The sequence below is a fragment of the Streptomyces sp. NPDC050439 genome (assembly GCF_040655335.1).
Taxonomy (GTDB): Bacteria; Actinomycetota; Actinomycetes; order Streptomycetales; family Streptomycetaceae; genus Streptomyces.
In genome coordinates this window covers 1,091,271-1,104,870 of the sequence record NZ_JBFAJT010000001.1, presented here as the reverse complement: position 1 = coordinate 1,104,870, position 13,600 = coordinate 1,091,271, and the positions used below count along the sequence as shown (strand labels likewise).

The following is a 13,600-nucleotide window of genomic DNA, read 5'->3' as shown; positions in this document are numbered from 1 at the left end:
GTATGATCCGGGCCCTCACCGGGCCCACTTGATGATGGTGACCGTGGTGCCCACGCCGACCTCCGTCACGAGTTCGAACTCGTCGACGAGTCGCCGGGCACCACTGAGCCCCAGGCCCAGACCGGTGCCGGAGGTCCAGCCGTCCGTCATCGCCTGTGCCACGTCCGCGATGCCGGGACCCTCGTCCTTGAAGAGCGCCGCGATTCCCTGGCGGCCGTCCTTCGTGACGATCCCCGCCGTGACCGACCCGCCGCCCCCGTACACGAGGGTGTTGCGCGCCAGCTCGCTCGCCGCCGTGATCATCTTCGTCTGGTCGACGAGCGAGAGGCGGCACTGCTGTGCCAGGCCTCGGATGGTCTGTCTGATGCCCACCACGTCCCTGTTGTGGGCGATGGGGTGGACCTGCGGCGCCTCGTCAGGCAGCCAGGGCGCTGTCACGCCTCGTCCGCGGAGGAGGAGCGCCGAAGCCGCGCCAGGCCTTTCTCGAGGTCGAGTGCCGTGCTCACCCCGCCGAGTGAAAGCCCGAGTTCCACGAGCGTGATGGCGACCGCGGGCCGCATCCCGACCACCACGGTCCGTGCGTCGAGCATGCGGGAGATGTCCGCGATCGTCGCCAGCATGCGCCCGACGAAGGAGTCGACGATCTCCAGCGCCGTGATGTCGATGATGACGCCCCGAGCGGAGCGGTTCACGATCTGCTCGGCCAGGTCCTCCTGCAACTGCAGGACGGTCTGGTCCTCCAGGTCGAACTGGATGGAGACCACAAGGACTTCGCCGATCCGCAGGATCGGCACCCGCTCGGTCACAGCTGACCGGCCTTGCGGGCGACCATCTCGACGCCCGACTTCTTCAGGGCCAGCTTGAGCGCGTCCGCGAGGCTCGCCTTGGTGACGATGCCGTCGAACTCGATGCCCAGCGCCACGATCGTCTGCGCGATCTGCGGTCGGATGCCAGAGATGGTGCATTCGGCACCCATGAGGCGGGCCGCGACGATCGTCTTCAGCAGATGCTGCGCCACTTGTGTGTCCACCGCGGGTACGCCGGTGATGTCGATGATGGCCTGCTCGGAACCGGTGTCCACCAGCGCCTGGAGCAGTTTCTCCATGACGACCTGGGTGCGTGCGGAGTCCAGCGTGCCCACCAGGGGCACGGCGATGACGCCGTCCCACAGCCGCACCACGGGCGTGGAAAGCTCCATGAGTTGCTCGGCCTGTGCGGAGATGAGCTCCTCGCGGGTCCGGGTGTACGTCTCGATCGTGAACAGGCCGAGGCCGTCCAGTACGCGGCTGAGACGGCCGTAGGCGCGGATCTCCTCGACCGTGCCGTCCTGGAGCACGGGTTCCAGGACCTGCTTCAGCGCGAAGACGCTCACCGCCGTCTCCGTGGGCGAGAAACCCTGCCGTGCCCTGTTCCTCGACAGCTCCATCAGGAGGGCGCGCACCTCTGACATCTGTTCGCCGTGTACGTCGCTCGCGCCCTGGCCGAGTGCCTGCGTCAGCGCTTCGTGCAACTCGCCCAGTTCTCGGCTCAGTTCGGCGACGCTCACACGGCCTTTCAGCGTGCCCGAGACCTGCTGGACCCACTCGCCGGCCAGGTCCCGGTCCTTGGCCGACAGCAACCCCACCAGCTCGACCGCACTGCCCTGTTCAGCCACGTGACTGCTCCCCATTTTTGTCCTTCTCGGCCTAGCGCCGCAGCGTACGGCACGGGGATATGGCGGGTGAGCCGATCCGGGGAAGCTCACCGATCCGGGGTCAGGTGTGCCGACCGACTGTGGGTGCCCGATGTATTGACACGGCCCGAGGGGCGGGCGAGCATCTCACCCAAGTTAATTAACTATCTAGTGCGTTAACTACGTCCCCTCGCGGCCTGCCTCCCCGTTCGTGGCCGGGCCGCTCTCCCCGAGGAGTTCACGTGTCCGCTCACCCGCAGGCCGATCCGCCACCGGCCGCGCCGCCCCAGGGCAGGCCACGCAAGGCCGCCTTCGCCGCCTGGATCGGCAGCGCGCTGGAGTACTACGACTTCTTCATCTACGGCAGTGCCGCCGCCCTCGTCTTCCCCAAGGTCTTCTTCGACCCGGACGACCCGGCCACCGCCACCCTGATCTCGCTGGCCACCTTCGGCGTCGCGTACGCGGCCCGCCCGCTCGGGGCCCTCGTGCTCGGCCACTTCGGCGACCGGCTCGGCCGCCGGAAGATCATGGTGTGGACACTGATCCTGATGGGGCTCTCCACTTTCCTCATCGGCTGTCTGCCCACGTACGCCCAGGTCGGCACCATCGCCCCGGTGCTCCTCGTCCTGATGCGGGTGTTCCAGGGCCTGTCCGCGGCCGGCGAGCAGGCCAGCGCCAACGCGATGACGCTGGAGCACGCGCCGGAGGACCGGCGCGGCTACTACACGAGCTTCACGCTCAACGGCACCCAGGCCGGTCAGCTCCTGGCGACCCTGGTGTTCCTGCCCGTCGCCGCACTGCCGGACGAGCAGCTCTACAGCTGGGGCTGGCGCATCCCGTTCCTGCTGAGCGCCCTGGTCGCCGTCGCCGGATACGTCATCCGCCGCACCCTCGACGAGACCCCCGTCTTCCAGCAGGTCTCCGCCGACCAGGAGGTGGCCAAGATGCCGCTGGCGGATCTGCTCAGGAACCACTGGGCCGACGTGCTGCGGGTGGTCGCCGCCGCGCTGATCGCGACGGTCAGCACGATCTTCTCCGTCTGGGCCCTCTCCTTCGCCACGACCGACACGGTCGGCCTGGACAAGACGGGCATGCTCTGGGTCGCGGGCAGCGCCAACGCCGTGGCCCTGCTCGCCATCCCGCTCTGGGCCAGGCTCTCCGACCGGATCGGCCGCAAGCCCGTCTTCCTCGTCGGGGCGATCGGCAGCGGAGTGATGATCTTCGTCTACCTGTGGGCGATCTCCACCGGCGACTACCCCCTGGTCTTCGTGACCGGCGTCCTCCTCTTCGGTGTCGTCTACAGCGCGGCCAACGGCATCTGGCCCTCGTTCTACGGCGAGATGTTCCCCGCCAGGGTCCGTCTCTCCGGCATGGCCATCGGCACCCAGATCGGCTTCGCCATCGCAGGCTTCGCGGTCACCTTCGCGGCCCAGATCGACGGCCCCGACGGAGACGGCTGGGTCGGCGTCGCGGTCTTCACCGCCGCCTTCTGTGCGATCTGCGCGATCGCCGTGGCCACCGGGCGCGAGACGCACCGCGTGCCCACCGCCGAACTGGGGGCACGTGCCGGGGAAGCGAAGGCGCCGACGGCGACGCCCGAGGCCGCCGCCCTCTGAACCGGCCGCGCCTCGACCGCGCCCTCGTGAACGACCGTGCCAAGACGACTTACAGGAAGCATCGATGACCTCGTACCTCACCGGCCTGATCGGCTCCGGCATCGGCCCCTCCCTGAGCCCGGCCCTGCACGAACGCGAGGCGGACCGGCACGGTGTCCGCCTCGTGTACCGCACCCTCGACATCGACGTGCTGGGCGTCGCACCCGAGGCCGTCGGGGAGCTGGTGCGCGCCGCCCGGCTCCTCGGCTTCGACGGCCTGAACATCACCCACCCCTGCAAGCAGCTGGTCATCGAGCACCTGGACGAGCTCGCCCCCGACGCCGCCGAGCTCGGCGCCGTCAACACCGTTGTCTTCAAGGACGGCCGCGCCATCGGGCACAACACCGATGCCACCGGCTTCGCCCAGTCCTTCGCCCGGGGCCTCGCCGACGCGCCGACCGGTGACGTCGTACAGCTCGGCGCGGGTGGCGCGGGCGCCGCGGTGGCGCACGCCCTGCTGAACCTCGGCGTCGACCGCATCACCCTCATCGACACCGACCCGGCCCGCTCCGCCGGCCTCGCCGCCGCGCTGACCTCACGCTTCGGCCCCGGCCGCGCGGCGTCCGCGCCCAGCACGGCGACGGCCGAGCGCCTCGCCGCCGCGGACGGGCTCGTGCACGCCACCCCGACCGGCATGGTCGCGCACCCCGGCCTGCCTCTGCCTGCCGCCCTGCTCAGGCCCGGCCTGTGGGTGGCCGAAGTCGTCTACCGGCCGCTGGAGACCGAGCTGTTGCGCGAGGCCCGCGCGATCGGCTGCCGCACCCTCGACGGCGGCGGGATGGCCGTGTTCCAGGCCGCCGACGCCTTCCGGCTCTTCACCGGGCTCGAACCGCACACCGGACCGATGCTCGCCGACCTCGGCGATCTGGCCGCCTTCCCGGCCTGATCTTCCCGGCCTGACAGGAGACATCCATGCGCAAATCGATCGCCACCGTCTCGCTCAGCGGCCCGCTCTCCGAGAAGCTCACCGCCATCGCCACCGCCGGATTCGACGGCGTGGAGATCTTCGAGAACGACCTGCTCGGCGCCCCGCTCAGCCCCGAGGACGTACGGCTGCGCTGCGCGGACCTCGGCCTGGGCATCGACCTCTACCAGCCGTTCCGCGACTTCGAGGCCGTCCCGGCCGACGTGCTCGCCCGCAACCTGCGGCGCGCGGAGCGCAAGTTCGAGGTGATGGAGCGCCTTGGCGCCGACCTGCTCCTCGTCTGCTCCAGCGTCGCCCCCGAGTCCGTCGACGACGACGCGCTCGCCGCCGAGCAACTGCGGCTGCTCGCCGACCGGGCGGCGGCCCACGGCATCCGCATCGCCTACGAGGCCCTGGCCTGGGGACGGCACGTCAGCACGTACGACCACGCCTGGCGGATCGTCGAGCAGGCGGATCACCCGGCTCTCGGCACCTGCCTCGACAGCTTCCACATCCTCTCCCGCGGCTCCGACCCCAAGGGCATCGCGGACATCCCCGGCGAGAAGATCTTCTTCCTGCAGCTCGCGGACGCGCCCCTGATGGCGATGGACGTCCTCCAGTGGAGCAGGCACTACCGCTGCTTCCCCGGCCAGGGCGGCTTCGACGTCGCCGCCCTGGTGTCCGCCGCCGTGCGGGCCGGATACCAAGGGCCCCTGTCCCTGGAGGTGTTCAACGACGTCTTCCGGCAGGCGGGGGCGGCCTCCACCGCCGTCGACGCGCTGCGCTCGCTGCTCCTCCTGGAGGAGCGGGCAGGTCTGTCCGCGCTCCCCGCCGCGGCCGTCCCCTCCGGCTTCGCCTTCGCCGAGCTGACCGCGGCCGACACCGAACCGCTGCGCGGAGTCCTCGGGGCGCTCGGCTTCGCCCACACCGCACGGCACCACTGGAAACCGGTCGAACTGTGGGAACAGGGCGAGGCCCGCATCCTGCTCAACACCGGTGTCAGCGGCCGCCGTCAGGACCCCGCGCTGACCGCCGTCGGCGTGGAGACCCCCGACCCGGACCGGGCCGCACGGCGTGCCGAGGAGGTGCTCGCCCCCGTCGTGCCGAGGCGCAGGGCGCCGCAGGACGCCCCGCTCGACGCGGTCGCCGCACCCGACGGCACGGAGTTCTTCCTCTGCCGCACGGAGCAGCCCGACCACCCCAGCTGGACCGGTGACTTCACCGGCGTCGCGTCGCGCGCGCTGCCGGGGGAGGAGGCCGGCGAGCAGGCCGGGGCCGTCCGCCGCATCGACCACATCGCCCTCACCCAGCCCTGGCACCAGTTCGACGAGGCATCGCTGTTCCACCGGGGAGTGCTGGGCCTGGAGGCGGACGACAGCCTCGATCTGGCCGACCCCTACGGCCTCGTGCGCAGCCGGGCCGTCGCGTCCCCCGACGGAGGTGTCCGCATCGTACTCAACGTCGCGCCGGCGCCAGACGCCGAGGGCGCCCGACTGCAGCACATCGCCCTGGCCACCGACGACATCGTCCGCGCCGCCCGGCGCGTCCGCGAGGCCGGCGCGAGCCTGCTCCCGATCCCCGCCAACTACTACGACGACCTCGCCGCCCGTCACGAACTGGAGCCAGGGCACCTGGCCACCCTCGCGGAGCTGGGCATCCTCTACGACCGAGACGAGAACGGGGAGTTCCTGCACTGCTACACCGCCACGGTCGGGCGCGTCTTCTTCGAGTTGGTGCAGCGCACGGACGGCTACCGGGGCTACGGGGCGCAGAACGCGGGCGTACGGCTCGCGGCCCAGTATCTGCACCAGCATTAGACTGACCGGCGCCGATGAGTCCGCCCTGAGGAGCCGCATGGCCGCCGCCGTCCCCCCGTCGCCCCCGCCCGTCAAACGCACCCGGGACGCGGCCCGTACACAGGGGGAGATCCTGGACGTGGCGACCGAGGAGTTCGCCCGCATGGGCTACGCGGGGGCCAGGGTGGACGAGATCGCCGCCCGCATGCGGACCACGAAGCGGATGATCTACTACTACTTCGGCAGCAAGGACCAGCTGTTCACCGCGGTCCTTGAGCGGGCGTACAAGGTCATCCGGCACGAGGAGCAGCAGCTCGACGTCGGACACCTGGACCCGGTGTCCGCGATCCGCCGCCTGGCCGAGCTCACCTTCGACCACCACGAGGCACATCCGGACTTCATCCGCCTCGTCAGCATCGAGAACATCCACGAGGCCAAGCACATCGGCGCCTCGCCCAGTCTCGGCTCCCTCAGCTCCCCGGCGATCGACGTCATCGCCTCGATCCTCGAAGCCGGGCGCGAGCAGGGCGTGTTCACCGCCGAGGTGGACGCCGTGGACCTGCACGCGATGATCAGCTCGTTCTGCTTCTTCCGCGTCTCCAACCGGCACACCTTCCGCACGCTCTTCGGCCGCGACCTCACCGAGGCCTCGCGCCGTGCGCACTACCGGACGATGCTGGGGGACATGGTCATCTCCTACCTGACCTCGGACCGGCCGAGCGCACAGGGGAGTTGAGACCCCCGGAGGCGTAGCCTGCGGCCAGGAGGTGGTTGTATGCGCGAGGCATCCTCATCGGGACACCCGGGGGCACCGGACCCCGGGCTCTTCGGGCCCTCGTCCGTGACCTGGCAGATGCACGGCGACCCGATGATGTGGGTCGCCGGGATCCGCGCCCTGTATCTGCAGGCGCTGCACCCCCGCGCGGTCCGCGGCGTCATGCAGAACTCCGACTTCCGCAAGGACGCCTGGGGCCGCCTCATGCGGACCGCCAACTTCGTGGGGACCATCTCGTACGGCACCACCGAGGTCGCCGAGCACGCGGGGGCGCGCGTGCGGAAGATCCACACGATGATAAAAGCCACCGATCCCGACACGGGGGAGCGGTACGGCGTCGACGAGCCCGAGCTGCTGCTGTGGGTGCACTGCGCCGAGATCGACTCCTATCTGCACGTCGCGCGCCGGTCGGGATTCCGCCTCACCGGCGAACTCGCCGACCGTTATGTCGCCGAACAACGGGAGAGCGCCCGGCTCGTCGGCCTCGATCCCGACGACGTTCCTGCGTCGACCGCCGAGCTCGCCGCGTACTTCGCGCGCGTGCGGCCCGAGCTGGCCGCCGGACCAGAGGCGCGCGACGTCGACGACTTCCTCCAACGGCCGCCCACGCACCCCCTGTTGATCCCGGCGCGCGCCCTCCTGTGGCGGCGCGTGGCGAACCTGGCGTACGCCTCGTTGCCGCCATACGCCCACGAGCTGTACGGCAGGACGGCCCCGCCGCCCGCCACCGTGACCCGTCGGCTCGGCACCACCGGAACCATCCTGCGCACCGTTCCCGCACGTCTGCGCTGGCAACTTCCCCCGAAGCACATTCTGCGGGCCATGGCCAGGCTCGGGCCCGGCGCCCGGCCTGCCCCGTACAAACTCGACAGTCGGACAGCCATACTGGACGAGCCGGGGAGGGCGAGGCGAGGCAACGGGGGCGACGGACGGAGATGGCGGACACCAGGCTGATCCAGGGCCGGTACCGGCTACTGGACCTGATCGGGCGCGGCGGCATGGGCGAGGTGTGGCGTGCCCGCGACGAGTCGCTCGGGCGCAGGGTCGCCGTGAAGTGCCTCAAGCCGATGGGGCCCCAGCACGACCAGTCCTTCACGCGCGTGCTGCGTGAGCGCTTCCGGCGCGAGGCGCGGGTCGCGGCGGCGCTCCAGCATCGCGGCGTCACCGTCGTCCATGACTTCGGGGAGCACGACGGCGTCCTGTATCTGGTCATGGAGCTGCTCGAAGGACGCAACCTCAGTCAGCTCCTGGAGGACAACAAACAGCATCCGCTGCCCGTCGCGGACGTCGTGGAGATCGCCGACCAGGTCTCCGCCGCGCTCGCGTACACCCATGAGCAGGGCATCGTGCACCGCGACCTGAAGCCCGCGAACATCATGCGGCTCACGGACGGCACGGTGAAGATCTGCGACTTCGGGATCGCCAGGCTCGGCCACGACATCGGCTTCACCTCGCGTCTGACGGGCACGGGCATCGCGATGGGCACGCCCCACTACATGTCGCCCGAGCAGATCAGCGGCGCCCAGGTCGACCAGCGGAGCGACCTCTACTCCTTCGGGTGCGTGCTCTACGAGATCGCCACCGGGGCGCCGCCCTTCGACCTGGAGGACGCCTGGGCGGTGCTCGTCGGCCACCGCGACACGCCGCCCGAACCGCCGCGCAGGCACCGGGACGAGCTCCCCGAGTACTTCGAGAAGATCGTCCTCGACCTGCTCGCCAAGGAACCGGACGAGCGCCCCAGCGACGCACGCGAACTGGGACGCCGCATCGTCACCGGCCGCACGGTCCCCTCGTACGTCCCGACCGTCGTCACCCCGCCCGTGCGCCGCCCGGAGCAGCCGCCCTCGCGCGAGCCCCGGCTGCCCTCGTGGACCCGCGGCATGACCACCGGGCACAAGGCGAACGGCGCCTCCGAACTGCGGACGACGCCGCCCGACGCGGCGGCGGGCCTGACCGGAGAGTGGATTCCGCGCGCCGACGCGCGCCGGGCCGCCGCCCCGCATCGGCCCGAACGGCCCACACCGTCCCCCGAGGTGGTCGCCACGCTCGTCAGCCGGCACAACGCGGGCCTGAGCCTCGGGCGCCTCGGCCGCTGGGCGGAGGCGGGTGAGGTGCATCGCGCGGTGGCCGCCGAGCGGGAGCACGCGCTGGGCCCCGACCACCCGGACACGCTCGCCAGCCGGTACGAGGTGGGCTTCACGCTCAGCCGCACCGGCCGGGCCGCCGACGCCCTGCGGGAGTACGGCCGCGTCGCCCAGGGCAGGGAGCGCACGCTGGGCCCCGAGCACCCGGACACGCTGGCCGCGCGGCAGGAAATGGCGTATGTCATGGGGCAGTTGGGGCGGCACTTCGAGGCCCACCAGGTGTATACGTCGGTCCTCGCCGTCCGGGAGCGGACCGCGGGCGCCGATCATCCCGACACCCTGCGCTGCCGGCACAACCTGGCGTACAACCTCAGCAGGCTCGGCCGCCTGGAGGACTCCTACAAGCTGGCCCGTGACGTGGCGACGGCCCGGGCGCGTGTCCTCGGGGCCACGCACCCCGACACCCTCGTCACGCGGTACGAAGTCGCCTACGCGCTAGGCCAGTTGGGGCGCTGGCCCGAGGCTCTCCAGACGTACCGCGAGGTCGCCGACGCGCGGGTGCGGGCGCTGGGCGCCGATCACCCCGACACCCTTGCCGCCCGTTACGAGGTGGGCATCAGCCTCGGCAGGCTCGGCCGCAGCGGCGAGGCCCTGGAGCTGTACCGCGACCTGATCGACGACCGCACCCGGGTGAACGGCCCCTCCGACCCCGAGACCCTGCGCGCCCGGCACGGCCTCGGCGTCAACCTCGGCCGTCAGGGCCGCTGGGAGGAAGCGCTCGCCGAGGCCCGTGACGTCTGCGCGATCCGCGAACGTGTCCTCGGCGGCGACCACCCGGACACCCTGGTCAGCCGCCGCGAGGTGGCCGTGGGCCTCGGCTGGCTCGGCCGCTGGGCCGACGCCCTGACCGAGTACCGCCGGGTCGCCGCCGCCCGCGAGCAGGTCCTCGGCGCCGACCACCCCGACGCCCTGGCCAGCCGCAACGACGAGGCGCACTGCCTGGAGCAGCTGGGCCGCGGCACGGAGGCGGTCGAGCTGTACCGCCGGGTGGCGGCGCTGCGCCAGCGGCGGGCTACGGGAGGGCACTGACGCGCGGGGGCGCGTTGTGCCGGACGTCGTCGGTCCGTGGCCGACTGCCGGCACGTCGTGGCCGGTCGCGCAGTTCCCCGCGCCCCTTTGGGGCGTGTTCCGCCCGGTGGAGGGGCGACTGGCGGCACGTCGTGGCTTGTCGCGCAGTTCCTCGCGCCCCTTTGGGGCGCTCCACGTGTTACCAAGGGCTATGCCTCCTCGCGATCGATACGACGCCGTCATCGTCGGCGGTGGTCACAACGGGCTTGTGGCCGCCGCCTATCTCGCCCGCGCCGGACGTTCCGTCCTGCTCCTGGAGCGGCTCTCCGGGACGGGCGGGGCCGCCGTGTCCAGCCGTCCCTTCGCCGGGGTCGACGCCCGGCTCTCGCGCTACTCGTACCTGGTCAGCCTGCTGCCGCGGAAGATCGTCAGGGATCTGGACCTGGACTTCCGGGTGCGCACCCGCACCGTCTCCTCGTACACCCCGACCGAGCGCGACGGCGCGGCGACGGGACTGCTCGTGGGCGGTGGCGAGGCACGCACCAGGGACGCGTTCGAGCGGCTCACCGGCGGGCCGCGCGAGTACGAGGCCTGGCGGGAGTTCTACGCGATGACGGGGCACGTCGCCGAGCAGGTGTTCCCCACGCTCACCGAGCCCCTGCCCACACGCGACGCCCTGCGCGAGCGGATCGGTGACGAGGCCGCCTGGCGCGCGCTGTTCGAGGAGCCCATCGGCGCCACGATCGAGGAGCGCTTCGCCGACGACCTGGTGCGCGGCGTGGTGCTCACCGACGCCCTCATCGGAACGTTCGCCGACGCCCACGACCCGTCCCTGCGGCAGAACCGCTGCTTCCTCTACCACGTCATCGGCGGCGGCACCGGCGACTGGAACGTGCCCGTCGGCGGCATGGGCGCCCTCACCGCAGCCCTGGCCGCCTCCGCCCGCGCGGCCGGAGCCGAGCTCGCCACCGGCCACGAAGTCATCCGCATCGAGTCGGACGGGCGGAGCGCCGAGGTCACGTACCGCACACCCGAGCGCGAGGCCACCGTCGCCGCCCGGCACGTCCTGGTCAACGCCTCACCGCAGGAGCTCGCCGCCCTGGTCGGCGACGCCCCGCCCGCCCCGGCCGAAGGCGCCCAGCTCAAGGTGAACATGCTGCTCGAACGGCTGCCGAGGCTGCGCGACACATCGGTCGACCCGCACGAGGCCTTCGCCGGGACCTTCCACATCGGGGAGGGCTACGGGGAGTTGGGAGCCGCGTACGCCCAGGCCGCGGCCGGTGAGCTGCCCGCCGCGCCGCCCTCCGAGATCTACTGCCACTCCCTGACCGATCCCAGCATCCTCGCCCCCGAACTCGTGGAGCGCGGCTGCCAGACCCTCACCCTCTTCGGGCTCCACACCCCCGCCCGTCTCTTCGCCCAGGACAACGACGCCGTACGCGCCGAGCTCCTGAAGTCGACCCTGGCGCAGCTGGACGCGCACCTGGCCGAGCCGCTCGCCGACTGCCTGGCCACCGACGCCGAAGGACGCCCCTGCATCGAGGCCAAGACCCCCCTGGACCTGGAACGCGACCTGCGTCTGCCCGGCGGCAACATCTTCCACCGCGACCTGGCCTTCCCCTACGCGCAGGAGGGCACCGGCCGCTGGGGCGTGGAGACACCGCACGCGAACGTCCTGCTGTGCGGGGCGGGCGCCGTGCGCGGTGGCGGGGTCAGCGGCATTCCCGGGCACAACGCCGCGATGGCCGCGCTGGGGGAGTAGGCCCCGACCCTGCCTCAGTCGGCCGAAGGGGCCCAGCCGACCGCCTCGATACGGGCCGCGTCGGCGGGCCGTGCCTCGTCGAAGACCGTGCGGGCACCGTCCTCGACCCGCAGCCCGTCGGCGTACGCGCCGCGCCCCACGTACAGCTGGTCCGTCGTGTACCGCCAGCGCAGCTGGACCCGTGCGCCCCGCCACGGCGAGAGGTCCGCGGCGAGGCGGTGCCAGACGCGTCCCGACCAGCCGGACGCCGTGCCGTCGGGGTGCTGTCGAGGGGGCGTCCCCCGGTGCTCGGTGGTGAACGCGACCGGCTGCCATGTCGTGCCGTCGTCGCGCGAGGCCTCCAGGCGCAGGGCGTCCGAACCCGGCTCGGTGTCCCACCACAGCTCGCACCGCAGCTTGGCCCGGTCCGTCGCCAGGGTGAGGGGCGGCAGGGTCAGCGTGGCCGTCGCCGCGCTCGCCATGCCGGAGAACCACGCGGTGCGTCCGCGCGCCGGACGCACCGGGACGGCGCGTGCCATGCGGTTCGCCGCGGCCACCCTGGGCGCCGACCCGGAGCGCCAGCTGCGCACCGGGTGGACCGAGTTGCCGAGGACGACGAGGAACGAGTCGGTCGTCGGGTCGAGGACGAGAGAGGTCCCGGTGAATCCGGTGTGGCCCGCGGTGCGCGGCGTGGCCATCGCGCCCATGTACCAGTGCTGGTAGAGCTCGAAGCCCAGGCCGTGCTCGTCCCCGGGGAAAGCCGTGTTGAAGTCGGTGAACAGCAGCTTCACGGACGCGTCCGAGAGGATGCGGGAGCGGCCGTACACCCCGCCGTTGAGCAGCGTGCGGCCGAGGATCGCCAGGTCCCAGGCGCAGGAGAAGACCCCCGCGTGCCCCGCGACCCCGCCGAGGCCGAAGGCGTTCTCGTCGTGCACCTCGCCCCACACCATGCCGCGGTCGAGGCCCGACCAGGGCAAGCGGGCGTCCTCGGTGGCGGCGGTCTTCGGCCGCCAGGACGCGGGCGGGTTGTAGCGGGTGCGATGCATCCCGAGAGGCGCGGTGATCTCGTCGCGGAGCAGGGTGTCCAGGCGACGGCCGGTGATCTCTTCGAGGACCAGCTGCAGCGAGATCAGGTTCAGGTCCGAGTAGAGGTACTTGGTGCCCGGCGGGTTGAGCGGCGCCTCCTGCCAGATGAGGCGCAACTGGCCCTCGCGCGTGGGTTCCTTGAAGAGCGGGATCCAGGAACGGAACCCCGAGGTGTGGGTGAGAAGCTGGCGGACGGTGATGTCCTGCTTGCCGGCGCCCCCGAAATCGGGGAGGTACGAGGCGACCTTCGCCTCCAGTTCCAGCTTGCCCCGCTCGATCTGCTGCACCGCGAGCAGCGAGGTGAACAGCTTGGAGACGGAGGCGAGGTCGAAGACCGTGTCTTTGGCCATCGGGATCTGCCGGTCGGCCGGCAGCTCGACGCCGGTGTCGGTCTTCTCGTCGTACGCCGAATAGCGCACGGCCTTGCCGATGGGCTGGTGCAGGGCGACCGTGCCGCCGCGTCCCGCGAGCAGGACGGCGCCCGCGTACCACGGGTGCTTGGGGGAGGGGTCGAGGAACTGCTCGGCGTCGGCGACCAGTTGCCGCAGGTGCCCGGCGAGCAGCCCGGCGCGTTCGGGGGAGCCGGGCCGCAGCGTCGGACGCTTGGCCGCGGCCGCGGATTCCGCCGCCGCGGCAGGGCCGGCGGGGAACGGCACCAGTGCCAGCGCACCGCCCAACGCCACGACGCGCGCGCCCAGTTGGCGTCTGCTCAGTCCGCCGCCCGCTCTGTCGGACGCCGCCCCGTTGTCCTCGGCCATGACCGTGCCCCCTCCTGGAACGCTTCTGGAGCGATCCTGGGCTGAAATTATCTTTCGGGAT

Annotated in this window: 11 protein-coding genes; 7 read left to right on the top strand and 4 right to left on the bottom strand. The window is 71.9% G+C overall.

All coding sequences use genetic code 11. The annotated features are described in order from the left end of the window. Nucleotides 1-15 precede the first annotated feature (15 nt). From AB0I66_RS04915 to AB0I66_RS04905, 3 genes are read right to left on the bottom strand one after another with little or no spacing between them, the layout of a single operon-like run. Nucleotides 16-438, bottom strand: a complete 423-nt coding sequence (locus AB0I66_RS04915) for an ATP-binding protein (RefSeq protein ID WP_363206259.1) — start codon at nucleotides 436-438, stop codon at nucleotides 16-18. Then, complete coding sequence (locus AB0I66_RS04910) at nucleotides 435-806, bottom strand: STAS domain-containing protein (protein WP_363206258.1); 372 nt, start codon at nucleotides 804-806, stop codon at nucleotides 435-437. The genes AB0I66_RS04915 and AB0I66_RS04910 overlap by 4 nt, the downstream gene beginning before the upstream one ends. After that, nucleotides 803-1,654, bottom strand: a complete 852-nt coding sequence (locus AB0I66_RS04905; RefSeq protein WP_363206257.1) for an STAS domain-containing protein — start codon at nucleotides 1,652-1,654, stop codon at nucleotides 803-805. The genes AB0I66_RS04910 and AB0I66_RS04905 overlap by 4 nt, the downstream gene beginning before the upstream one ends. A 260-nt stretch (nucleotides 1,655-1,914) precedes the next feature. On the opposite strand from AB0I66_RS04905, the gene AB0I66_RS04900 reads away from it, so the two are divergent. The 7 genes from AB0I66_RS04900 (at nucleotide 1,915) to AB0I66_RS04870 (ending at nucleotide 11,716) form a co-directional block, all read left to right on the top strand. Next, nucleotides 1,915-3,288: an MFS transporter gene (locus AB0I66_RS04900; RefSeq protein WP_363206256.1), complete on the top strand. Its 1,374-nt coding sequence runs from the start codon at nucleotides 1,915-1,917 to the stop codon at nucleotides 3,286-3,288. A gap of 64 nt (nucleotides 3,289-3,352) precedes the next feature. Then, nucleotides 3,353-4,213 carry a shikimate dehydrogenase gene (locus AB0I66_RS04895; protein WP_363206255.1) on the top strand — a complete coding sequence of 287 codons (861 nt, stop codon included), beginning with the start codon at nucleotides 3,353-3,355 and terminating at the stop codon, nucleotides 4,211-4,213. A gap of 26 nt (nucleotides 4,214-4,239) precedes the next feature. Continuing rightward, nucleotides 4,240-6,048, top strand: coding sequence for a TIM barrel protein (locus AB0I66_RS04890; RefSeq protein WP_363206254.1), 1,809 nt, complete (start codon nucleotides 4,240-4,242; stop codon nucleotides 6,046-6,048). Between the two features lie 37 nt (nucleotides 6,049-6,085). Then, nucleotides 6,086-6,763 (top strand): TetR/AcrR family transcriptional regulator, encoded by a 678-nt coding sequence (locus AB0I66_RS04885; RefSeq protein ID WP_363206253.1) that lies wholly within the window; start codon nucleotides 6,086-6,088, stop codon nucleotides 6,761-6,763. 39 nt (nucleotides 6,764-6,802) lie between these two features. After that, nucleotides 6,803-7,756, top strand: coding sequence for an oxygenase MpaB family protein (locus AB0I66_RS04880; protein WP_363206252.1), 954 nt, complete (start codon nucleotides 6,803-6,805; stop codon nucleotides 7,754-7,756). Next, nucleotides 7,738-9,975 (top strand): serine/threonine-protein kinase, encoded by a 2,238-nt coding sequence (locus AB0I66_RS04875; RefSeq protein ID WP_363206251.1) that lies wholly within the window; start codon nucleotides 7,738-7,740, stop codon nucleotides 9,973-9,975. The genes AB0I66_RS04880 and AB0I66_RS04875 overlap by 19 nt, the downstream gene beginning before the upstream one ends. Before the next feature lie 190 nt (nucleotides 9,976-10,165). Further along, nucleotides 10,166-11,716 (top strand): NAD(P)/FAD-dependent oxidoreductase, encoded by a 1,551-nt coding sequence (locus tag AB0I66_RS04870; protein ID WP_363206250.1) that lies wholly within the window; start codon nucleotides 10,166-10,168, stop codon nucleotides 11,714-11,716. Nucleotides 11,717-11,730: 14 nt separating this feature from the next. On the opposite strand, the gene AB0I66_RS04865 is transcribed toward AB0I66_RS04870, so the two are convergent. Continuing rightward, complete coding sequence (locus tag AB0I66_RS04865) at nucleotides 11,731-13,539, bottom strand: serine hydrolase (RefSeq protein WP_363206249.1); 1,809 nt, start codon at nucleotides 13,537-13,539, stop codon at nucleotides 11,731-11,733. Between the last annotated feature and the right edge of the window lie 61 nt (nucleotides 13,540-13,600).

What these genes read in the sequence shown, in the direction of transcription:
- AB0I66_RS04895 (WP_363206255.1), top strand. Translation starts at nt 3,353, where the DNA reads ATGACCTCGTACCTCACCGGCCTGATCGGCTCCGGCATCGGCCCCTCC.
- AB0I66_RS04890 (WP_363206254.1), top strand. Translation starts at nt 4,240, where the DNA reads ATGCGCAAATCGATCGCCACCGTCTCGCTCAGCGGCCCGCTCTCCGAG.
- AB0I66_RS04885 (WP_363206253.1), top strand. Translation starts at nt 6,086, where the DNA reads ATGGCCGCCGCCGTCCCCCCGTCGCCCCCGCCCGTCAAACGCACCCGG.
- AB0I66_RS04880 (WP_363206252.1), top strand. Translation starts at nt 6,803, where the DNA reads ATGCGCGAGGCATCCTCATCGGGACACCCGGGGGCACCGGACCCCGGG.
- AB0I66_RS04875 (WP_363206251.1), top strand. Translation starts at nt 7,738, where the DNA reads ATGGCGGACACCAGGCTGATCCAGGGCCGGTACCGGCTACTGGACCTG.
- AB0I66_RS04870 (WP_363206250.1), top strand. Translation starts at nt 10,166, where the DNA reads ATGCCTCCTCGCGATCGATACGACGCCGTCATCGTCGGCGGTGGTCAC.
- AB0I66_RS04865 (WP_363206249.1), bottom strand. Translation starts at nt 13,539, where the DNA reads ATGGCCGAGGACAACGGGGCGGCGTCCGACAGAGCGGGCGGCGGACTG.